The organism is Amycolatopsis sp. NPDC049691 (assembly GCF_040675005.1).
Classification (GTDB): domain Bacteria; phylum Actinomycetota; class Actinomycetes; order Mycobacteriales; family Pseudonocardiaceae; genus Amycolatopsis.
The window spans coordinates 254,440-273,723 of record NZ_JBFANX010000006.1 but is presented as its reverse complement, the minus strand read 5'-3'; the positions used below and the strand labels follow the sequence as shown (position 1 = coordinate 273,723).

At 71.3% G+C, this 19,284-nt stretch carries 23 protein-coding genes; 10 read left to right on the top strand and 13 right to left on the bottom strand.

What is annotated here, in order from left to right:
- Positions 1–30 precede the first annotated feature (30 nt).
- From AB0J40_RS16415 to rsgA, 3 genes are all read right to left on the bottom strand, one after another.
- Positions 31–774, bottom strand: coding sequence for a hypothetical protein (locus AB0J40_RS16415; protein WP_364453205.1), 744 nt, complete (start codon positions 772–774; stop codon positions 31–33).
- A gap of 63 nt (positions 775–837) precedes the next feature.
- Entirely contained in the window at positions 838–1,731 is an 894-nt protein-coding gene (locus tag AB0J40_RS16410; protein WP_364453203.1) for a hypothetical protein, read from the bottom strand.
- Between the two features lie 103 nt (positions 1,732–1,834).
- The gene (rsgA, locus tag AB0J40_RS16405) at positions 1,835–2,857 is read right to left on the bottom strand and encodes a ribosome small subunit-dependent GTPase A (protein ID WP_364453200.1); all 1,023 of its coding nucleotides are present in this window, start codon (positions 2,855–2,857) and stop codon (positions 1,835–1,837) included.
- Between the two features lie 114 nt (positions 2,858–2,971).
- Here rsgA and AB0J40_RS16400 point away from each other — a divergent pair, with 114 nt between their 5' ends.
- Together AB0J40_RS16400 and AB0J40_RS16395 are read left to right on the top strand one after the other, a co-directional pair.
- Positions 2,972–3,730 carry an SOS response-associated peptidase gene (locus AB0J40_RS16400; RefSeq protein WP_364453198.1) on the top strand — a complete coding sequence of 253 codons (759 nt, stop codon included), beginning with the start codon at positions 2,972–2,974 and terminating at the stop codon, positions 3,728–3,730.
- The gene (locus AB0J40_RS16395) at positions 3,727–4,335 is read left to right on the top strand and encodes an alpha/beta family hydrolase (protein WP_364453195.1); all 609 of its coding nucleotides are present in this window, start codon (positions 3,727–3,729) and stop codon (positions 4,333–4,335) included. The genes AB0J40_RS16400 and AB0J40_RS16395 overlap by 4 nt, the downstream gene beginning before the upstream one ends.
- 1 nt (position 4,336) lies before the next feature.
- Here the strand turns inward: AB0J40_RS16395 and ybaK are convergent, their stop codons facing one another.
- Positions 4,337–4,813, bottom strand: a complete 477-nt coding sequence (ybaK, locus tag AB0J40_RS16390) for a Cys-tRNA(Pro) deacylase (RefSeq protein ID WP_364453192.1) — start codon at positions 4,811–4,813, stop codon at positions 4,337–4,339.
- 193 nt (positions 4,814–5,006) lie between these two features.
- Between ybaK and AB0J40_RS16385 the strand changes: the two genes are divergently transcribed.
- The 4 genes from AB0J40_RS16385 to AB0J40_RS16370 all read left to right on the top strand — a co-directional run bounded on the left by AB0J40_RS16385 (position 5,007) and on the right by AB0J40_RS16370 (position 7,922).
- Positions 5,007–5,630, top strand: coding sequence for a sigma-70 family RNA polymerase sigma factor (locus tag AB0J40_RS16385; RefSeq protein WP_125312718.1), 624 nt, complete (start codon positions 5,007–5,009; stop codon positions 5,628–5,630).
- Positions 5,627–5,947, top strand: coding sequence for a mycothiol system anti-sigma-R factor (gene rsrA / locus AB0J40_RS16380; protein WP_003059781.1), 321 nt, complete (start codon positions 5,627–5,629; stop codon positions 5,945–5,947). Before AB0J40_RS16385 ends, rsrA begins: the two co-directional genes overlap by 4 nt.
- A gap of 238 nt (positions 5,948–6,185) precedes the next feature.
- Positions 6,186–6,398 (top strand): biotin/lipoyl-binding carrier protein, encoded by a 213-nt coding sequence (locus AB0J40_RS16375; protein WP_364453189.1) that lies wholly within the window; start codon positions 6,186–6,188, stop codon positions 6,396–6,398.
- A 3-nt stretch (positions 6,399–6,401) separates the two neighbouring features.
- Positions 6,402–7,922: a histidine kinase N-terminal domain-containing protein gene (locus tag AB0J40_RS16370; protein ID WP_364453187.1), complete on the top strand. Its 1,521-nt coding sequence runs from the start codon at positions 6,402–6,404 to the stop codon at positions 7,920–7,922.
- A 490-nt stretch (positions 7,923–8,412) separates the two neighbouring features.
- Here the strand turns inward: AB0J40_RS16370 and AB0J40_RS16365 are convergent, their stop codons facing one another.
- Together AB0J40_RS16365 and AB0J40_RS16360 are read right to left on the bottom strand one after the other, a co-directional pair.
- A complete protein-coding gene (locus AB0J40_RS16365) occupies positions 8,413–8,667 on the bottom strand; it encodes a WhiB family transcriptional regulator (protein WP_072481920.1) in 255 nt (84 codons plus the stop codon).
- A 274-nt stretch (positions 8,668–8,941) separates the two neighbouring features.
- Complete coding sequence (locus AB0J40_RS16360) at positions 8,942–9,928, bottom strand: diacylglycerol kinase family protein (protein ID WP_364453186.1); 987 nt, start codon at positions 9,926–9,928, stop codon at positions 8,942–8,944.
- A gap of 311 nt (positions 9,929–10,239) precedes the next feature.
- Here AB0J40_RS16360 and AB0J40_RS16355 point away from each other — a divergent pair, with 311 nt between their 5' ends.
- Entirely contained in the window at positions 10,240–10,710 is a 471-nt protein-coding gene (locus AB0J40_RS16355; RefSeq protein WP_364453184.1) for a hypothetical protein, read from the top strand.
- Here AB0J40_RS16355 and AB0J40_RS16350 read toward each other — a convergent pair.
- Complete coding sequence (locus tag AB0J40_RS16350; RefSeq protein WP_364453181.1) at positions 10,707–11,189, bottom strand: GNAT family N-acetyltransferase; 483 nt, start codon at positions 11,187–11,189, stop codon at positions 10,707–10,709. The two genes, AB0J40_RS16355 and AB0J40_RS16350, sit on opposite strands and share 4 nt — an antisense overlap.
- Position 11,190: 1 nt before the next feature.
- Complete coding sequence (locus tag AB0J40_RS16345; protein ID WP_364453179.1) at positions 11,191–11,781, bottom strand: acid phosphatase; 591 nt, start codon at positions 11,779–11,781, stop codon at positions 11,191–11,193.
- Positions 11,782–11,864: 83 nt separating this feature from the next.
- Between AB0J40_RS16345 and AB0J40_RS16340 the strand changes: the two genes are divergently transcribed.
- Positions 11,865–12,338 carry a hotdog fold domain-containing protein gene (locus tag AB0J40_RS16340; RefSeq protein WP_364453176.1) on the top strand — a complete coding sequence of 158 codons (474 nt, stop codon included), beginning with the start codon at positions 11,865–11,867 and terminating at the stop codon, positions 12,336–12,338.
- Here the strand turns inward: AB0J40_RS16340 and AB0J40_RS16335 are convergent.
- Positions 12,335–12,991 carry a hypothetical protein gene (locus AB0J40_RS16335; RefSeq protein WP_364453174.1) on the bottom strand — a complete coding sequence of 219 codons (657 nt, stop codon included), beginning with the start codon at positions 12,989–12,991 and terminating at the stop codon, positions 12,335–12,337. The genes AB0J40_RS16340 and AB0J40_RS16335 overlap by 4 nt on opposite strands.
- A 136-nt stretch (positions 12,992–13,127) precedes the next feature.
- Here AB0J40_RS16335 and AB0J40_RS16330 point away from each other — a divergent pair, with 136 nt between their 5' ends.
- Positions 13,128–14,738 (top strand): GMC oxidoreductase, encoded by a 1,611-nt coding sequence (locus AB0J40_RS16330; protein WP_364453172.1) that lies wholly within the window; start codon positions 13,128–13,130, stop codon positions 14,736–14,738.
- On the opposite strand, the gene AB0J40_RS16325 is transcribed toward AB0J40_RS16330, so the two are convergent.
- From AB0J40_RS16325 to rfbC, 3 genes are read right to left on the bottom strand one after another with little or no spacing between them, the layout of a single operon-like run.
- Positions 14,728–15,162: a MarR family winged helix-turn-helix transcriptional regulator gene (locus tag AB0J40_RS16325; RefSeq protein WP_364453169.1), complete on the bottom strand. Its 435-nt coding sequence runs from the start codon at positions 15,160–15,162 to the stop codon at positions 14,728–14,730. The two genes, AB0J40_RS16330 and AB0J40_RS16325, sit on opposite strands and share 11 nt — an antisense overlap.
- Positions 15,159–15,572: an SRPBCC family protein gene (locus tag AB0J40_RS16320; RefSeq protein ID WP_364453167.1), complete on the bottom strand. Its 414-nt coding sequence runs from the start codon at positions 15,570–15,572 to the stop codon at positions 15,159–15,161. Before AB0J40_RS16320 ends, AB0J40_RS16325 begins: the two co-directional genes overlap by 4 nt.
- Positions 15,573–15,625: 53 nt before the next feature.
- A complete protein-coding gene (gene rfbC, locus AB0J40_RS16315) occupies positions 15,626–16,231 on the bottom strand; it encodes a dTDP-4-dehydrorhamnose 3,5-epimerase (protein WP_364453165.1) in 606 nt (201 codons plus the stop codon).
- A 362-nt stretch (positions 16,232–16,593) separates the two neighbouring features.
- On the opposite strand from rfbC, the gene AB0J40_RS16310 reads away from it, so the two are divergent.
- Entirely contained in the window at positions 16,594–17,775 is a 1,182-nt protein-coding gene (locus tag AB0J40_RS16310; RefSeq protein WP_364453162.1) for an NADP-dependent malic enzyme, read from the top strand.
- Between the two features lie 51 nt (positions 17,776–17,826).
- Here AB0J40_RS16310 and AB0J40_RS16305 read toward each other — a convergent pair whose 3' ends face one another.
- A complete protein-coding gene (locus AB0J40_RS16305; RefSeq protein ID WP_364453159.1) occupies positions 17,827–19,239 on the bottom strand; it encodes a bis-aminopropyl spermidine synthase family protein in 1,413 nt (470 codons plus the stop codon).
- Between the last annotated feature and the right edge of the window lie 45 nt (positions 19,240–19,284).

Here is a 19,284-nt window from a genome sequence, read left to right as displayed (position 1 = left end):
GCCTGGACGACGCAGCGAACCGAATCGTGATTACCCCACTTCGCCCGGAGGCGGCGGCTGGACGTCGACAGGCGCGCCCCAGTCCGAATACCGCGTCGTGATCCGGGCCTCCGAGCCCGGCAGGATCGGCGAAAGGTCCAGCACGATCTGCAGCGGCCGGTGGGCGTCGTCGAGCCACAGCTCCACCGGGAACTTGCCCAGTGCCGAGTCCGGGGGCAGGCCCGCGGGCAGGTCCGTGCCCAGGCGCGAAAGGTCCAGCTCGACGCGGTAGTGCTCCGCCGTCACCCCGTCGAGCTGCCCGCGCTCGGCCGAGACGATCGAGCCCGCCGTGCGGATCTCGCCCAGCGTGTGCGCCGGGTCGTTCTGGGCCGCCAGCTGCGCCAGGCTGCCGCCGAGGACCTGGGAAAACGGGTCGGTCCCGTCCGCCGCGACCGCCACCCACGGCTTGCCCGCGCCGACTTCGTCGCGCGAGCCCTCCGGCACCTTCGCGTACAGCTTCCCCGTCACCTGCCGCACCTCCATCGGCTCGCCGATGACGTCGGTCGTCAGCACCTGCGCCGTCCCGCCCGCGCCGAACTTCGCCTGGCCCTGGCTCTTGGACCGGACCTGACCGACCGCCACGTCGGTGCCGAACTTCGCCGAGCCGCCGCTCGTGGTGGCCGCCGTCGCGGCGTCGGCCAGCGCCCGCGCGTCGGCGAACGCCGGTGGCGGTGACGGGGTCGTGCACGAGCCGGCGAACAGGGCGAGGACCAGCACGACGGCGGCTTTGCGCATGGCGCAACAAAAACACAGCGGCTCCCCCGAACCCGTTCGGGGGAGCCGCTTTTACTCAGAGTCTCAGCGACCGGCCTTCTTCATCAGCTCGCCGAGGTCGACGACCTGTTCGGCGGGCGGCGCCGCCACGTCGACCGTGGTGCCCCAGTCGCTGTACTTCATCGTGAACTTCGCGTCCCCGGCCGGCGCGCCCAGCGCCTGCATCATCGGACCCTGGTCCATGGTGACCTGCACCGGCAGGTTGTCCTTGTTCAGCCACAGCTCGGCCGGGATCTTGAGGTCCTTGCCCTTGAGCTTCTCGTTGATCTGGTCACGCGCCGCGGCCGGGACCTGGCCGGTGAACTGGTCGATGGCCTTGGCGACGTCGAGCTCCACCTTGTAGTGGTTGACCTGCTCGCCGTTCAGCTCGGTCTGGTCGGACGAGACGATCCGGCCCGCCTTCGAGACCTGCTCGAGGATCTTGCTCGGGTCGCTCTGCTCCGCCGACTGCGACATCGCGGCGCCCATCGCCTGCGAGATCGGGTCGGTGCCGTCGGCCGAGATCTTGGCCCACGACTTGTCGGTGCCCATCTGCTTCTGCTGCGCGGCGGGCAGCTTGATGTACATGACCTTGTCGACCATGCGCATCTCGGTGGTCTCACCGGCGGTGGTGGTGGACATCGAGAACTTGGTGTTCGCGCCGTCGAAGGCCATCGCGCCGGTGGCGCTCACGGTCTGGCCGGCAGCCGAGCCCTCCATGGTGAACTTCGCCGACTTGGACTTCTCGGTGCCCTGCTTGGACGCCGAAGCCAGCTGGATCGCGTCGGTGAACGGCGACGCGAGGCCGCTGCTGCCGTTGGCCTGGGACTGCTGCTCGCCGGCCGGAGCCGCGGTACCCGAAGTCGAGTTGCCGCCGCACGCCGTGAGCGTCAGCGCCAGCACGGCGGCGCTCGCGGCGACCAGGGTGGTCTTGCGCATCGAAATTCCCCTCAGAGTCGGATCGGTCCGATCGGCATATCGCCCGAACGGGCGAATAATTACATCTCTGACGGTGACGATCCGCAGCCGGTTCCCGGTTGTCTCAGGATTCTGTGGTGCGGGTCACTTCGTGGCCGCCGCGAGAGGCCAGCAGGCGCCGCAGCGACGCGAGCCGTTCCGCGCTCGCCCGGCCTTCGGTGACGACGTCGTCCAGGGCGCAGTCCGGGTCTTCGGGCGGCCCGAGATGCCCGCAGCCCGACGGGCACTCTTCGGCAGCTTCGGCGAACTCCTCGAAGGCGTCGACGATGTCGTCCGCGGTGACGTGGGCCAGGCCGAACGACCGCACGCCGGGCGTGTCGATCACCCAGCCGCCGTCCGGCAGCGGCAGCGCGACCGCCGCGACGGACGTGTGCCGCCCCTTGCCGACTCCGCTCACCACGCCGACGGCCAAGTCCGCGTCCGGGACCAGCCGGTTGACCAATGTCGACTTGCCGACACCGGAGTGGCCGACCAGTGCCGTCACACGGTCTTTCAGCAGCTCGTCGAGGCCTTCGGGCTCCTCGTCGTAACGGCTGACGATGACCGGGATGTCCAGGCCGGCGTAACCGGCCAAGAGCTCGTCCGGGCTGGCCAGGTCGGCCTTCGTCAGGCACAGCACCGGCTCGACGCCACCGGCGTAGCAGGCGACCAGGCAGCGGTCGATGAAGCCGGTGCGCGGCGGCGGGTCGGCGAGCGCGGTGACGATCAGCAGGCGCTCGGCGTTGGCGACGACCAGCCGCTCGTACGGGTCGGTGTCGTCGGCCGTGCGCAGCAGCGAGCTGGTGCGTTCGTCGACGCGGACGATCCGGGCGAGGGTGTCCGGCTTGCCCGAGACGTCGCCGACGATCCCGACCCGGTCGCCGACGACGACCGGGGTGCGGCCCATTTCCCGGGCGCGCATCGCGGTGACCACCCGGCCGGGATCGGCGTCGATCGCGCAGGTCCAGCGGCCGCGGTCCTTGCCGATGACCATGGCGGTGACGGCGTCGGCGTGCTCGGGACGGCGCTTGCTGCGGGGGCGGGTGCCCTTGCCCGGACGCACGCGGACGTCGGACTCGTCCAGCTTGCTCCAGTCGTTGCGCGCCAAACCCTCGTCCTCTCGTGCGCCGATGCCACCCGAATGATCCCACGTCGCTCGCCAGCGCCCTGGCCAGCGTGTAACGATGGCGTCCCGGACGTATCCGGCACTAGGAGGTTGGTCATGTGCGGGCGCTACGCCGCCACGAAGGACCCGGCGAAGCTGATCGAGGAGTTCGACGCGATCGACCTCACCGAAGGCCACGCGCGCGCGGACCACAACGTGGCGCCGACGAAGAACGTCGTGACGGTCGTCCAGCGGCACCCGCGTGACGAAGACGGCCAGGTCCTCGAGGACGAGCCCGCCGAGCGCTCGCTGCGGATGATGAAGTGGGGGCTGGTGCCGTTCTGGGCGAAGGACCCTTCGGTCGGCTCGCGGATGATCAACACACGCGCCGAGACGGCGGCCGAGAAGCCCGCCTTCCGCCGCGCGCTGGTGTCCCGCCGCTGCCTGGTGCCCGCCGACGGCTGGTTCGAGTGGCGCCGCACCGGCAAGGAGAAGGAGCCGTTCTACATGACCGAGCCGGACGGCTCCTCGCTCGCCTTCGGCGGGATCTGGGAGACGTGGCGGCCGAAGGACGACGACAACGCGTCGCCGCTGATCACGTTCTCGATCATCACGACCGACGCGGCGGGCCAGCTCACCGACATCCACCACCGGATGCCGCTGATCGTGCCGCGCGCGCACTGGGACGGCTGGCTGGACCCGGACCGCGAGGACGTCAAGGACCTGCTGGTGCCGACGCCGGCGGACATCGTCGAGTCACTGGAGCTGCGGCCGATCTCGACGCTGGTCAACAACGTCCGCAACAACGGGCCGGAGCTGCTGGAGCGGGTCGAGCCGGCGCACGAGGGCGCGCTGTTCGACGTGCCGAAGTCATGACCGCCGTCGAGATCGACACCGCCTACGGCCCGGCCCGGGTGTACCTGCACTGCGCCGAGGAGGGCGAGGCGGTGCTGATGCTGGGCCACGGCGCGGGCGGCGGCCTCGGGGCGAAGGACCTGGTGGCGGTGACGCGCGCGGCCCAGGCGGCGGGCGTGCACGTGGCGCTGGTCGAGCAGCCGTACCGGGTGGCGGGCCGCCGCGCGCCGGCCCCGGCGAACCAGCTGGACGCGGCGTGGCTGACGGTCGCGGACGAGCTGTCGGCGCGCTTCGACGGGCTGCCCCTGGTGTTCGGCGGCCGGTCGTCGGGGGCCCGGGTGGCCTGCCGGACGGCGTCGGCGGGGCAGGCGGTGGCGGTGCTGTGCCTGGCGTTCCCGGAGCACCCGCCGGGCAAGCCGGAGAAGACCCGGCAGCCGGAGCTGGACGCGGTCGAGGTACCGGTTTTGGTGGTGCAGGGGGAGCGGGACCCGTTCGGACGGCCCGCGCCGGGGCCACACCACGAGATCGTGGTGGTGGACGGGGACCACAGCCTGTCGAAGGATTTGGAGACCGTGTCCCGGGCGGCGACCGAGTGGTTGTCGCGGGTGCTGCGCCCGCTGGCCTGACTCAGGCCGCGATCGGTGCCACTACCGCGCCGGTCAGCCGGATCAGCTCACCCGGGGCCAGCTCCACTTCCAGCCCCCGCCGCCCGGCCGAGCAGAACACCGTCTCGAACGTCGACGCCGTCTCGTCGATCACCACCGGCAGCCTGCTCCGGTGGCCCAACGGCGAGATCCCGCCCAGCACGTACCCGGTCGCCCGCTGGGCCGCCGCCGGGTCGGCCATCTTCGCCTTCTTGCCGCCCGCCGCGGCCGCCAGGGCCTTCAGGTCCAGCTGGCCCGTGACCGGGACCACGCCCACCACCAGCCGGCCGTCCACCTCCGCGACCAGCGTCTTGAACACCCGGGCGCGATCCAGGCCCAGTGCCTCCACCGCCTCCAGCCCGTACGACTCCGCGCGCGGGTCGTGGTCGTACGCGTGCAGCGTGTGCGCCACCTTCTGCTTCCCCAGCAACGCCGTCGCGGGAGTGCCCTTGCCTGCCATGCGGCGGAGTCTAGGGAATGCCCGCGTGACCCGATCGGTTGTACGGGGCGTGACCACAACGCTCGCTACCACACGCTCTCGCAGCCGCCGTCGCCCCGAGGCACCGGCGAACCGCGGTGTGCCCGGCCCCCGCGTAAACTCGGGTCCGCCGTATGCGCGTACGCGCATCGACGCCGAGCGGGAAGGGAACGGTTTGCCGAGCACGCAGAACTCAGCGCCGGAAGAAGCGACCGAGGCCGAGCGCGCCGAGCGCTTCGAGCGGGACGCCATGCCGCTGCTCGACCAGCTGTACTCGGCCGCGATGCGGATGACCCGCAACCCCGCCGATGCCGAGGACCTGGTCCAGGAGACCTACCTGAAGGCGTACGCGGCCTTCGCCTCCTTCAAGGCGGGCACGAACCTCAAGGCGTGGATGTACCGCATCCTCACCAACACCTACATCAACGGTTACCGCAAGCGGCAGCGGCAGCCGGTGCAGCAGCCCACCGAGGAGATCACCGACTGGCAGATCGCCAAGGCGGAGAGCCACACCTCCAGCGGGCTGCGTTCGGCCGAGGTCGAGGCGATGGACAACCTGCCCGACACCGACGTCAAGGCCGCCCTGCAGAAGCTGCCCGAGGAGTTCCGGCTGGCCGTCTACCTGGCCGATGTCGAGGGCTTCGCGTACAAGGAGATCGCCGAGATCATGGACACGCCCATCGGCACCGTGATGTCCCGCCTGCACCGCGGCCGCGCGCAGCTGCGCGACCTGCTCGCCGACGTCGCCCGCGAACGCGGCTTCATCCGGGGTGCCAAGGAGGAGGTGGCGGGGCGATGAACGACATGTGCGAGGGCGCGTCGGACAAGGTCCGCTGCGAAGAGGCGCTGGCCGACATCTACCTGCTCCTGGACCGCGAGTGCAGCCCCGAGCGCGACGCCGCGCTGCGTGCCCACATCGAGGACTGCCCGCCGTGCCTCGAGGAGTACGGCATCGACGAGCACATCAAGCAGCTGCTGGCCCGCAAGTGCGGCGGCGACCACGCCCCGGCCGAGCTGAAGAGCCGGCTGCGCGCGTCGATCCGCCAGACCGTGGCCACCCGCGGTGGCGTCACCGTGGAACGCACCGAGATCACCCTCGAGCAGCGGTCCGAATAGCGCCCGAGCACGACGAAGGCCCCCACTCGATCGGGTGGGGGCCTTCGTCATGCCGGACGCCGGATCAGGCGTTGGGCTTCTTGCCGTGGTTCGCGCCGTTCTTCTTCCGGTCGCGACGCTTGCGGGCGCGCTTCGACATGCTCACTCCTCGTCGTCAAAGCTGGTCAACCTCTCAAGTGTGTCATGACGTCCCGTTCTGGTTGGATGGGGTGGTCGGGCGAGCGCGAGGAGGGTGTCGATGGCGGAGATCAGGGCCGAAATGGTCGGCACCGTGCTCGAGGTCGTCGCCGAGCCGGGTGCCGCGCTGAACGCCGGGGACACCGTGCTGATCCTGGAGTCGATGAAGATGGAGCTGCCCGCCGTGAGCGAGCGGTCCGGCACGCTGACCAGCCTCGCCGTGGCGAAGGGTGACCGGGTCCAGCAGGGTGACGTCCTCGGGACGGTCGAGTAACCCGTGTCCACCCTCGCCGAACTGCTCGCCGACAACACCGGCCTCCCCGGGGAGGCGGCGGACCACCTGCAGACCGTCGTCGCCGAGTGGCAGCTGCTGGCCGACCTGTCCTTCGCCGACTTCCTGCTCTGGGTCCCGGTGACCGAGGAACTGCAGCCGGACGGCGGCGACTTCGTCTGCGTCGCGCACGCGCGCCCGACGACGGCGCCGACCGCGCACCCCGAAGACGTCGTCGGCACCCGGTTCACGGTCGAGGAGCACCCGCAGCTGGCCAAGGCCATGCGCGAGGTGCGGATCTGCCGCGAAGAGGACCCGCACTGGTACCGCGACCTGCCGATGCGGCGCGAGGCGATCCCGGTGCGCTTCCACGACCAGGTCATCGCCGTGATGAGCCGCGAGACGAACCTGGCGGCGCCGCGCGTGCCGTCGCCGCTGGAGATCGCCTACCTGGGCAGCGCCGGCGACCTGTGCCAGATGATCGTCGACGGCACGTTCCCGCCGAGCGGCAGCAACGCGACCGACACGCACACCTCGCCGCGGGTGGGTGACGGCCTGATCCGGCTCGACTCGAGCGGCACGGTCGTGTTCGCCAGCCCGAACGGCCTGTCCGCCTACCACCGGATGGGACACGAGTCCGACCTGGTCGGCACGCGGTTGGCGCCGTTGACGCGGTCGCTGATCCGCGACCCGTTCGACGCGACCGAGGTGTCCCACCGGATCATCGAGGCCCTCGACGGGAAGCCGTCGAGCCGCACCGAGGCCGACTCGCGGCGCGGCGCGGTGGTGCTGTTCCGCGCGCTGCCGCTGCGGCCGGCCGGGCAGGCGGCGGGCGCGCTGGTGCTGGTCCGCGACGTCACCGAGGTGAAACGGCGGGACCGCGCGCTGCTGTCGAAGGACGCGACCATCCGTGAGATCCACCACCGGGTGAAGAACAACCTGCAGACGGTGGCGGCGCTGCTGCGCCTGCAGTCGCGCCGGACGTCCTCGGAGGAGGCGCGGCTCGCGCTGGCGGAGTCGGTGCGCCGGGTGACGTCGATCGCGCTGGTCCACGAGGCGCTGTCCATCTCGGTGGACGAACGGGTCGACCTCGACAAGCTGCTCGACAACGTGCTGCCGATGGTCGGCGAGGTGGCCACGGCGGAGTCGCAGGTCGGGCTGGCCCGGAAGGGCTCGTTCGGGGTGGTGGTCGCGGAGATCGCGACGCCGCTGGTGATGGTGCTGGCCGAGCTGGTGCAGAACGCCGTCGAGCACGCGTTCCCGGCGGGCCGGTCGGGCAAGGTCGAGCTGGTGGTGGAGCGCTCGGCGCGGTGGCTGGACGTGGTGATCCGCGACAACGGGCGCGGCCTGCCGTCGGGGTTCTCGCTGGAGCGCTCGGACGGGCTGGGCCTGCAGATCGTGCGGACGCTGGTGGAGTCCGAGCTGCGGGGGTCGCTTTCGCTGCGGAAGGTGCGGGCGGAGACGTCGTCGACCCGGGTGACGGGCACGGAAGCGGCGCTGCGCATCCCGCTGTCCCGGCGGCTTTAGGTCGGCCGGATCCGGCTTTCGCGGCGGCGGACCTCGGGCCTGCCGGCTGGGCGTGGTTCGGGGCGGGAGTTTTCCACGCGCCGGCGGGCGCGATCGGCCAACGCGGGCGACCGGAGGCGCGCGGCCATCCACTGGGCATCCAGCTGTCCCGGCGCCTTTAGCTCAGCCGCATCCGGCTTTCGCGTCGTCTTTGGACAGTCGCGTTTGGACTCGGTCGCCGCCGGGCATGTTCGGTGCGGCGGGAGCGATTGGGGGCGGGTCGCTGGCGGGACCAACGCTGAAGGCCCGGCACCTGGTGCGTGGTGCCGGGCCGTTCAACGTTTTGCGGGAGGACTTGAAGTCCTCGTGAGGTTTCAGCACACCCGTCGTCAGGTGGTTTCGCCTCGGTTGTTAAGCTCGAACCGGGTAGGTATCGCCCCAGACGGCGTGGGCACAACAGTGCTCCGCCGGGAGAATTCCTCGCGGTTCCGGTACTGCTCTTGGAGAAACGTCAGGCGTTGGTACGAGTGCCGATGTGCGTACGGCGGCGCTTGAGCGCGCGTCGCTCGTCCTCGCTCATGCCGCCCCACACGCCGGCGTCCTGGCCGCTGGCCAGAGCCCAGGCCAGGCAGTCGGAAGCGACGGTGCAGCGGTGGCACACGGCCTTCGCCTGAGCAACCTGCGACAGAGCCGGCCCGCTGGTTCCCACCGGGAAGAACAGCTCGGGGTCCTCGTCTCGGCAGGCCGCGTCGTGGCGCCAGTCCATGTTCGTGAGCTCCTTCACATGGCGCGGGAGGGCCGCGCCACAGTCGTCAATGGCGGTCGTGTTCTTGGGTGCTTGTGAATGCTTTCACGAAGCACCGCTTTCGACAAGGGTTTCCGGAAGATCGGTGAGTCAGCTCACCCGGCCGAGCGACGCGTCTGACCTGCGGTTTCTCTCCGAAACAGCCACTCGAAGGGAAGGCTGATGCGGTGAGTGGAGCTTCTGCGTCGACGAACGGCAGATTGCACTTTGCCGCAGGCGATCAGCGGTCCCGTCGTCACACGATTACCGTGAGTGCGTTCGGGACGCTGAAGAACTCCACCCTGGTCCGCTGGCCGACGAGGTCGCCGTCCACCTGGAAGTTTACCGGTTCAGCTGCGTCGATGCGGATCATCGGCACGTCGTCGTGACGCACGAGACGTTTGCCCTTCTGGTTGCTCTTCGTAGCCAAAGCACGGCGTACATGCTTGAACACCGTGGGCAACCCGAGACCGTTCAACGCGAACAGGCCCAATCCCGTCTCGAACGAGCAACCCGGGTTGAGGTGGACCGGACGCTCGCCCAGGTAGCTCCACGGATCGGTGTTCGACACGAAAGCGGTCAGCGCCTCGGCGGGTTCCTCGCCCGGGACCCGGATGGTGAGGGCGGGCCGGCCCAGCGGCGGCCGGAAGTAGGAGCGGACGGCGGCCCGCATGTAGAGGCCGGCGGTCGTCTGCTTGCCGCGGCGCTTGGCCACGCGGCCGACGACGTCGGCGTCCCAGCCGAGGCCGGAGTTGAAGGTGAACCAGTGCCCGTCGGCCAGGCCGAGCCCGACCCGGCGCGAGCGGTCGTTCTCCAGCGCGTGCAGCAGCTGGTGGGTGGCTTCGACGGGGTCGGACGAGATGCCGAGGGCGCGCGCGAACACGTTGGCCGAACCGCCGGGCACGACACCGAGCGCGGGAACCCGCCCGATCTGCGTCGGGTCGCCCCACCCTCTTGCGGGGGTCCGGGTGGCGGAGCCCCCGGCCTGGGGCGAAGCCCCGGATGTCGCTGCGTCGGCCAGCAGGCCGTTGACGACCTCGTTGACCGTGCCGTCGCCGCCGTGCGCCACGACCAGGTCGATGCCGTCCCGCGCGGCCGAGCGCGCGACGGCCATCGCGTGGCCGCGGTAGTCCGTCTCGACCACGTCGAGCTTCACCTGGCTGGCGAGCGCGTGCGCCAGGACGTCCCGGCCACCGGCGGTGGTCGAGGTGGCCTGGGGGTTCACGACGAGGATTGCGCGCACCACCGCAGGGTAGGTGACTTCCGGCGGCCCGAGAACCTTCCGGACCCGCATGGTGACGGGCGCAACCCTGACGAACAGCACCTTCGAGACCCTGTGCCGGGCGGCCCTCCTTCACGTGCGAGTGTCCGCTCGTCGTGACAAGTGCACCCGGGCCGACCGCCCGCTCATCGACGACTCCTGAATTCTCAGCGCCCGGGCGGTCCCGCGAAAACGGCCGACCGGGTGGCATACGATCGAATCAGCTCACGCACGGTGACCCGCCCTGGTGGAGTCCACTGTGCTCCCGCAAAGGACCCCCGGAAGGCCCCGCCGTGAAGCTCTCGCCCGCTCCCCGTGAGGTCCGGCTGGCCGGCGCGGTCACCGCGGTGCCGTCGCTCGCCCTGCTGGTGTTCGGGGTGGTCGTGCTGGTGAACGGACTGGGCTCGCCCGCGCAGCCGGGCAACAACGTCTACGTCGAGTCGGGCACGTTCATCGTGGTGGCGCTGGCGTTCCTGGCCGCGTCGGCGGGGCTGGTCCTCGGGCAGACGTGGGCGCGTTCGCCGGGCGTGGTGATCGCGCTGATCGTGATCGGCCTCGGCTGGTACCTGCTCGGCCCTTCAGGTGAGCCGGCGTGGGGCGTGCCGGTCGCGCTGTTCGGCATCGTGGCGCTGGTGCTGCTGTTCCGCGCGCCGTCGCGGGCCTGGGCGCTGGGCCTGCGTGAGGGCGAGACGGAGACCGAAGCCGCCGAACGCGGCGGCCTCGCCGGCCGCCGCGCCGAGCGCGAAGGCCACGAAGACGACTAAGCCTGGGCGGCCAAGGCGCGAAGGGGTTCGTCCGTGAGCCGGTTGACCGTCCACTCGTCCATCGGGACCGCGCCGAGCGCCTTGTAGAACTCCGTCGCCGGGTTCCAGTCCAGCACCGACCACTCGAGCCGCGCGTAGCCCTTCTCGCCGCACTCCGCCGCCAGCGCGGCCAGCAGGGCCTTGCCCAGGCCGGAGCCGCGGTGGGACGGCAGGACGAACAGGTCCTCCAGGTAGATCCCGTGCACCCCGCGCCAGGTCGAGTAGTTGAGGAACCACACCGCGAAGCCGGCGATCTCGCCGTCCACTTCGGCCACGTGCCCGAACAGCTTCGGCGCCTCGCCGAACAGCGCCTCGTGCAGCTGCGGGACCGTCAGGTGGCACTCGTCCGGGGCGCGCTCGTACTCGGCCAGCGCGTAGGCCAGGCCGACGGCGGCCTCGACGTCGTCGGGGCGGATCCGGCGAATGCGGTCGTCGGGCACGTCAGTCCTCCAGTGCGGGCGGCAGGTTGAGGTGTTCGATCTGGGGTTCGCCGCGTTCGTCGCCGAGCACCGCGATGCCGGCCGCGTCGAGTCCGAAGTGGACGCCGGACGTCGCGGGCAGGCCGAGCCAGCGGGCCACCAGCACGCGGCTGAAGTGCCCGTGCCCGACCAGGATCACGTCGCCGGCTTCGATGTCGCGCCGGGCGCGCGTCAGCACGCGGTCCGCGCGCTCGGACACCTGCGAAGCGCTTTCGCCGCCGGGGATCGGGTGGGTCCAGACCGTCCAGCCCGGCACGGTTTCGCGGATCTTCGGCGTGGTGACGCCCTCGTACTCGCCGTAGTCCCACTCGGCGAGGTCCTCGGTGACCTCGTCGACGCGCAGGCCGGCCAGCGCGGCCGTCCGCAGCGCCCGGGTCCGCGGGCTCGACAGCACCAGCGACGGCCCGCCGACCAGGCTGCGGAGCGTGCCGCCGGCGGCCAATGCCTGGCCCTCGCCCGCCGGCGTCAGCGGGATGTCGGTGTGGCCGGTGTGCCGCCCGTTCACCGACCATTCGGTCTGGCCGTGCCGGAGGAGGAAGAGACGGTTCGCCACACCGGCGAATATATCCGGCGGTTTGCCCGGCGGCCGGTCGTCTGCTTAGCTACTGAACAGTAGCTTAGTTCGAGGAGACGCCGATGTCCGAGACGCCGACGTTCGCGCTGTGGCGCAAGCTGGCCGCGAAGCCGGGTGGGAAACAGCTGTTCAGCGCGGCGATGTGCCTGCGCGTGCCGTACTTCCGCACGGTGCTGCCGTCGGTGCGCGAGCTGCGGCCCGGCCACTGCGAGGTCACCGCGCCGAAGTGGTGGGGTGTCCACAACCACATCCGCACGTTCCACGCGATCGCCGCGTGCAACCTCGCCGAGATCGCGATGGGCATGCTCGCCGAGGCGACGGTCCCCGGCACCCACCGCTGGCTGCCGAAGGGCATGAGCGTCCAGTACGTGGCCAAGGCCGAGACGGGCCTGCGGGCGGTCGCCTCGCTGCCCGAGCTGCCGGAGTTCGGCGACGAGGGCTTCGAGCTGCCCGTCCCGGTGACCATTTCGGACTCGGGCGGCAAGCCCGTGGTCACCGGGACGATCGCGATCTGGGTGACGCCGAAGAAGCGTTAGAGCGCCTTGTACTGCACGTACGTCGTCTGGTGGAACGTGTTCTCGCCGGACGGCGACGGCAGGCCCAGCCGCCGGTCGACGAGCTTGCCGAGCGGGCCGCAGCCGGTGGTCGCGGGTACGGCCAGATCCGGGTCCACGACACCGAAGTGCATGGTCGGCGGGGTTTTCGAGATGACGGTCGGCGGCACGGCCGGGTCGTCGTGGACGACCGTGTGCAGGACGCCGAGCCGGCAGTCCTTGCGCAGCAACGGGTGCTGCAGCACCGCGTAGACGTCCAGTTCGCCGCGCCGCTCGTCGTTGCCCTGGAAGTCCGAGTACCCGCCGTAGCGCAGCTGCAGCGTCGCGCCGGGAACGCCCGGCAGGCTCACCGGCTCGTGGCGCAGCGCGCCGAAGACCTGCGCGTACTGGCCGTCGACCCTGCCTTCGCTGAAGGTCAGCCGCATCTCCCCGAGCGGCACCTCCCGGTCGTGGATGGTCAGTTTCCCTTGCGAGACAAAGGCTTCGCAGCGCCACGTGCCCGGGTCGGCGTTCGCGGGCGGTGCCGGGCAGTCGGTGAAGTCGAAAGCCGGCAGCTCGTCCGCGGACGCCGTCCCGGGCACGACCCCCAGCGCGGCCACGGCGGCCGCGGCCGCCCCCAGTGCGAGAAGTTTCATGCCGGTGAGCTTGCTCGCGCGGCCGGGCGCGGACATCCGGGATCGCCCCCAGGGGGAGTCCGGAATTTCCCTCGACCGGGTGAAACACATTCTGAATAGTTAACGCCGTTTACCGAGTTCGGGCATGCTCGGACCCATGTCTGCCTTCTCCCGCCGCCGGTTCCTCGGCCTCGCCGCCCTGAACTCCGCCGCCGCCCTCGGGCTGACCACGGTCTCGACGCGGCCCGCGGCCGCGGCCCCGCTCCCCGAGTACGCGCCGGCGGTGGTCGTCGGCACCGGTTACGGCGCCGCCGTCACGGCGTTGCGGCTCGGCGAGGCCGGGATCCCCACGCTGATGCTCGAGATGGGCAGGCTGTGGACCACGCCCGGCGCCGACGGCAAGGTCTTCTGCTCGATGCTCGCGCCGGACGAGCGCGCGATGTGGTTCAAGGACCGCACGCAGGCGCCGCTGGCGTCGTTCCTCTGGCTCGACCTGGCCAACCGCGACATCGGGCGGTACGCAGGTGTGCTCGACCGGGTGGACTTCGGCGACATGGCGGTGTACCTCGGCCGCGGCGTCGGCGGCGGGTCGCTGGTCAACGGGGCGATGGCGGTGACGCCGAAGCGGTCCTACTTCGAGGAGATCCTGCCGCGCGTCGACGCCGGCGAGATGTACGGCAAGTACTTCCCGCGCGCGAACGCGCAGCTCGGCGTGAACGTCGTCGACCCGGGCTGGTTCGAGACGTGCCGGTCGTACCAGTACGCGCGCGTCTCCCGGAAGGCCGCGCGCAAGGCCGGGTTCGGCACGGTGTTCGTGCCCAGCGTGTACGACGTGGACTACCTGCGCCGCGAGGAAGCGGGTGAGGTCCCGCGCTCGGCGGACGCGTCCGAGGTCATCTACGGCAACAACCACGGGAAGCGCTCGCTCGACCGGTCCTACCTGGCCGCCGCGCTCGGCACCGGCAACGTGACCATCGAGACGCTGCGGGAGGTCCGCGAGATCCTTCGCCAGCCCGACGGGACGTACACGCTGGTCGTGCGCGAGATCGACGAGCACGGCACCGTCCTGGGCACGCGGCACGTGACCACGAAGTACCTGTTCCTCGGCGCGGGCAGCGTCGGCTCGACGGAACTGCTGGTGCGCGCCCGCGAAACCGGGCGGCTCCCCGAGCTGAACGACGCGGTCGGCCAGGGCTGGGGCACGAACGGGAACGTCATGTGCGGGCGCGCGAACCACGTCTGGGACACGACCGGCAGCCTGCAGTCGGGCATGCCCGCGCTCGGCATCGACAACTGGGCCGACCCGGTGCACCCCGCGTTCGCCGAGATCGCGCCGGTGCCCGCCGGCCTCGAGACGTGGGTCAGCCTCTACCTGGCCATCACCAAGAACCCCGAACGCGGGCACTTCGCCTACGACGCGGCGACCGACTCCGCGAAGCTGCACTGGACGGCGTCGCAGGGGCAGCCGTCGATCGATGCCGCCAAGGCGCTGTTCGACCAGGTCAACCGGGCGAACAAGACGATCTACCGCTACGACCTGTTCGGCGACACGCGCACGTTCGAGAACCGCTTCACCTACCACCCGCTGGGCGGCCTGGTGCTCGGCGAGGCGACCGACGACTACGGCCGGGTGAAGGGTTACCGCAACCTGTACGTCACGGACGGCTCGCTGATCCCGGGCAGCACCGGCGTCAACCCGTTCGTGACGATCACGGCGCTGGCCGAGCGCAACATCGAGCGCGTCCTGGCCGAAGACCTCAGGGGCTGAGCTTCGCGAGCGAGTCGGTGAAGCCGTCGCCGACGCCTTCGAAGAACGACGCGTCGGCGGCTTCGACGTCCTTCAGCGCCCTCGCGACCAGCTCCAGGCCGTCCGGGGTGATCCGGAGCCGCTTCGCGCGGGCGTCCGCCGGGTCGTCGGCGCGGGCGAGCAGTCCGCGGTCGGCGAGCTTGCGGACGACCTGGCTGGTCATCATCGTGTCCGTGCCGGCCCGCTCGGCCAGCTGCCGCTGGGTCGGGAGCTCGCCCGCGCGGGTGAGCCACCACGTGGTCGTGAGCAGCACGAACTGGACGTGCGTGAGGTCGTGCGGGGCCAGCGCGGCCCGCATCGCCCGCTGCCAGGCCAGCGTCACGCGCCACAGCAGGAAGCCGGGGCTGCGCTCGGGGCCGGGCAGGCGGGACTGTGGGGCGCTCATACTCGCAAGCTTGCCTCGGCAAGGCGTGCCAGCGCGCGCATCGCGTCCGGGGTGTCCGACGTGACCTGCTCGCCGAAGCCCTCCGGACCGTCGATGGTCACGCGGTAGGTGATCCGCGTGCCGCCGTCGACGTCGGTCAGGACGTGCTCGAACCGCAGGAACGCGTCCGGCAGGCGGGTCTCGTCGGTGAAGCTCCTGCCTTCGGTGATCTCGGTCAGCGTGAACGGGATCGGTGGCATCCCGTCCATCGTCATGGTCCCGCTCGTCCCGACGGTGAACGGCCCGTCCAGGACCACCGAGCGGACGCCCGCGTCCCACTCGGGCCAGCGGCCGGTGTCGGCCCAGAGCGGCCAGATCGCGGCGGCGGGGGCGGTCGAGGTCTCGCTGTGCTCGTACTCGTAAAGTGCCATGCGCGCATACTATATGTGCGCAGTCTATCTGCGCCAGTGGTACTTCCGGTGCTTCAGTGCGCCGAGCGCAGCTTGTCGTAGTAGGCGACGCAGTCCTGGTACGACGGCAGCAGGCCCTGCTCGAGCGCCTCCGCCAGCGTGGGGGCGGTGCGGTCCTTCTCGGACAGGATCGGCTCGATGTCCGCGGGCCAGGGCAGGCCGAGCGCCGGGTCGAGCGGGGTGATGCCGTGCTCGCCCGCCGGGTTGTACCCCTCGGAGCACAGGTAGGCCATCACCGTGTCGTCCTCGAGGGCGATGAAGCCGTGCCCGAGGCCTTCGGCGAGGTAGGCGGCGTTGTACCGGGCCGAGTCGAGCTGGACGGCGTCCCAGGTGCCGAAGGTCGGCGAGCCGACGCGGATGTCGACGACGACGTCGAGCAGCGAGCCGCGCGCGCAGTAGATGTACTTCGCCTGGCCGGGAGGCGTGTCGGCGAAGTGGATGCCGCGGATCGCGCCGCGGCGGGACACGCTGTGGTTCGCCTGCGCGAGCCGCAGGGGGTGGCCGGTCGCTTCGCGCAGGACTTCCTCCTGGAAGGGCGCGACGAACAGGCCCCGCTCGTCGGGGAACGCCCGGGGGGAGAACTCGAAGGCGTCCGGGACGCTCAGCCGGCGGAATTCCATGGCGTCACCTTATCGGGCGGCTAAAAAACCGAACGGACGTCTTGGCAATTGCCGGAATAGGGGTCCGGTGTGACATCAACCGCACCGAGGGGTCCCCTGCCGGACCGGACCTGTCACAATGAGTGGACCGCCGCGTCCGCGGCCATCGCCAGACCCACGGCACCGATGGCCGACGTGACGCCTCGCCGACAGGCCGGCGCTACCGCGCTGGGCTGCCGTGCCGGAGGACCAAACCACGGTTTCCCCGTTGCTGCCGTGGTCCCCCGCTCGCATGCCCAGGAGAAATTCCAGTGACCCAAGTCCGATCCGCGAGTTCCGTCATTCCCACTGGGGGAATGACGGAAACGACGACAGGAATCCCCATGAGCGACCCCACCGGCGCGCCCGCGCCGGTCACCGACGAAGAGATCTTCACCGGGCACGAGGGCGGCAAGCTCTCGGTGGCGGCCACCCGCCCGATTTCCAGCCCGCGTGACCTTTCGATCGCGTACACCCCGGGGGTGGCGAAGGTCAGCCGCGCGATCGCGGAGGACGCCGCCAAGGCCAAGCGGTACACGTGGGCGGACCGGCTCGTCGTCGTGGTGAGCGACGGGACGGCGGTGCTCGGCCTCGGCGACATCGGCGCGAGCGCGTCGCTGCCGGTCATGGAGGGCAAGTCGGTCCTGTTCAAGACCTTCGGCGGGCTCGACTCGATCCCGCTGGTGCTGGACACCACCGACGTCGACGAGATCGTCGAGACGCTGGTGCGGCTGCGGCCGTCCTACGGGGCCGTCAACCTGGAGGACGTCTCCGCGCCCCGGTGCTTCGAGCTGGAGGACAAACTCAAGGAGGCGCTCGACTGCCCGGTCATGCACGACGACCAGCACGGCACGGCGATCGTCACGCTGGCCGCCCTGCGCGGCGCCAACCTGGTCCTCGACCGGGCGATCGCCGACCAGCGCGTCGTCGTCTCCGGCGCCGGCGCGGCGGGGGTCGCGTGCGCCCGGATCCTGCAGGAGGCCGGCATCGGCGACGTCACCGTCCTCGACTCGCGCGGCATCATCCACGCCGGGCGCGACGGCCTGAACCCGGTCAAGGAACGCCTGGCGGCGACGACGAACAAGACCGGCCTGAAGGGTGGCCTGGCGGAGGCGCTCGAGGGCGCCGACGTGTTCCTCGGCCTGTCCGGCGCGACGATCGACGAGTCGCTGCTGGGCCGGATGGCGGGCGGCGGCATCGTGTTCGCACTGTCCAACCCGGACCCGGAAGTTCACCCGGACGTGGCCGCGCGGTACGCGTCGATCGTGGCCACCGGGCGCAGCGACTTCCCGAACCAGATCAACAACGTGCTGGCGTTCCCCGGCGTGTTCCGCGGCGCGCTGGACTCCGGCGCGCGGGCGATCACCGAGGGCATGAAGCTGGCGGCCGCCGAGGCGATCGTGTCGGTGGCGATGGACGACCTCGGCCCGGACCGGATCGTCCCCTCGCCGCTCGACCCGCGCGTGGCCCCCGAGGTCGCGGCGGCGGTGGCGAAGGCGGCGGAAGCCGACGGCGTCACGGGCTGACCGCCTCGAAACGCAAAGCGCCGCTTTCACGTGAAAGCGGCGCTTTGCGTTTCAAAGGCCGAGCAGGGCGGGGAGGCGGTGGCGGGGGACGTCGACCAGACGCAGGTTGACCAGGTCCGCGGGGACGTCCAGCGAGACGTTCGCCAGGCGGGCGTGCGCGCGGGTCAGGATCTCGTCCTGGTGCTCCACCGCGTCCGCGACCACCACCGCGTGCCGGTTGTCCGGCGTGCTCCGCAGGTACCGCAGCGTGTACTTCGCCCGGACGAGGGACGCGAGCGCCTCCTGCGACGCCTGGTCAGCCAGGTCCGGGTGCGCGTTCGGGACCAGCAGCGCGAGCCGGCGGGCGTTCGTGCCCAGCAAGGTGCGCAGCAGCCACGGGCCCGGGTCGGCCGAGAGGTCCATCGCGACCGCGTCGCCCTCCGGCCCCGAGATCGACCAGTCCACCGGCCGTGACTCCAGCGCGAGCCCACCGGCGCTCGCGATCTCCTTCAGCTTCTCCAGCAGTGCCGGCTTCGTCCCGGCCGCTTCCACCGACTGCGGCCCGTGCGTGTAGATCGCCTTGCCGGCGCGGACCTTCTTGGCCTTCGCCGTCGGCTGGCAGACGTACAGGTCCGCCGCGCTGCCGATCGCCTGCGCGCCGAAGTAGCGGTTGAAGTCCGGCAGGATCGCCTCGAACGTCAGCCCGAGCGTGGCCAGCGACCGCTGCACCTGCGCGCCCAGCGCCGGGTGGCGGGGGCTGTAGCCGTAGGCGAACAGCAGCCGTCCCTCGCTCGGGTTCCGCAGCGCCTGCACGCCGCGGGCCGCGAACAGGCCCATGCCTTCCGGCGTGTACGGCGGATCGCTGAACACCAGGTCGAAGCCGCCGGTCACGGCCGGCGGGAGGCCGACGCGCAGGTCCGCGTGCGCGGTGGCGATCTCGCGTCCGCCGCGGTCGTCGAGGTGGGCCAGCACGCGCTCGTCGAGGTCGACGACCGTCAGGGACGCCGCCGGGCAGACCGCCCGCACGGCCAGCGACGTCAGGTCGTGATCGCCGAGGAACAGCAGCCGCGCCGACGCGAGGTCGTACCGCGCGTCCAGCCACAACGCGCGGCGCAGCACCGTCTCCGGCGTCGCCTGCACGTGGTCGAGGGCGGCCAGCGGCGGCGGCACCTCCGCGACCCACTCCGCGACCTGCGGAAGCAGCTCGTGGTTCGCGACGGCCTCGTCGAGCGGGTCGGCGTAGCGGGGCGCGCTGTACTGCAGGTAGGACGCGGCGACGCCGGGGGAGATCCGCAGCCGGTCGCCGCTGCGGTCGAGGTCGTCGCCGAGCGCGGCGAGGACGTCTTCCACGCTGCGGCGCGGCGCCGTGGACAGCCGCACCAGCTCGCCGAGGTCGTGGTCGCCGGTGCGCAGCAGGTCGATGACGCGGTGCAGCGGGCGGACGCCGACGCCGTGCGCGGCGAGGACGTCGTCGAGTGCCTTCACGGGCCTTGAGCCTAGTCACCACCTGTCGGAACGCCGTGCCAACGG

Excerpts from the sequence above, each read along its gene's own strand:
- rsrA (WP_003059781.1), top strand. The coding sequence starts at position 5,627 with ATGAACGACATGTGCGAGGGCGCGTCGGACAAGGTCCGCTGCGAAGAG.
- AB0J40_RS16340 (WP_364453176.1), top strand. The coding sequence starts at position 11,865 with ATGTCCGAGACGCCGACGTTCGCGCTGTGGCGCAAGCTGGCCGCGAAG.
- AB0J40_RS16335 (WP_364453174.1), bottom strand. The coding sequence starts at position 12,991 with ATGAAACTTCTCGCACTGGGGGCGGCCGCGGCCGCCGTGGCCGCGCTG.
- ybaK (WP_364453192.1), bottom strand. The coding sequence starts at position 4,813 with ATGGCAGGCAAGGGCACTCCCGCGACGGCGTTGCTGGGGAAGCAGAAG.
- AB0J40_RS16415 (WP_364453205.1), bottom strand. The coding sequence starts at position 774 with ATGCGCAAAGCCGCCGTCGTGCTGGTCCTCGCCCTGTTCGCCGGCTCG.
- AB0J40_RS16310 (WP_364453162.1), top strand. The coding sequence starts at position 16,594 with ATGAGCGACCCCACCGGCGCGCCCGCGCCGGTCACCGACGAAGAGATC.
- AB0J40_RS16400 (WP_364453198.1), top strand. The coding sequence starts at position 2,972 with ATGTGCGGGCGCTACGCCGCCACGAAGGACCCGGCGAAGCTGATCGAG.
- rfbC (WP_364453165.1), bottom strand. The coding sequence starts at position 16,231 with ATGGAATTCCGCCGGCTGAGCGTCCCGGACGCCTTCGAGTTCTCCCCC.
- AB0J40_RS16365 (WP_072481920.1), bottom strand. The coding sequence starts at position 8,667 with ATGGACTGGCGCCACGACGCGGCCTGCCGAGACGAGGACCCCGAGCTG.
- AB0J40_RS16325 (WP_364453169.1), bottom strand. The coding sequence starts at position 15,162 with ATGAGCGCCCCACAGTCCCGCCTGCCCGGCCCCGAGCGCAGCCCCGGC.
- AB0J40_RS16375 (WP_364453189.1), top strand. The coding sequence starts at position 6,186 with ATGGCGGAGATCAGGGCCGAAATGGTCGGCACCGTGCTCGAGGTCGTC.
- AB0J40_RS16410 (WP_364453203.1), bottom strand. The coding sequence starts at position 1,731 with ATGCGCAAGACCACCCTGGTCGCCGCGAGCGCCGCCGTGCTGGCGCTG.
- AB0J40_RS16395 (WP_364453195.1), top strand. The coding sequence starts at position 3,727 with ATGACCGCCGTCGAGATCGACACCGCCTACGGCCCGGCCCGGGTGTAC.
- AB0J40_RS16320 (WP_364453167.1), bottom strand. The coding sequence starts at position 15,572 with ATGGCACTTTACGAGTACGAGCACAGCGAGACCTCGACCGCCCCCGCC.
- AB0J40_RS16330 (WP_364453172.1), top strand. The coding sequence starts at position 13,128 with ATGTCTGCCTTCTCCCGCCGCCGGTTCCTCGGCCTCGCCGCCCTGAAC.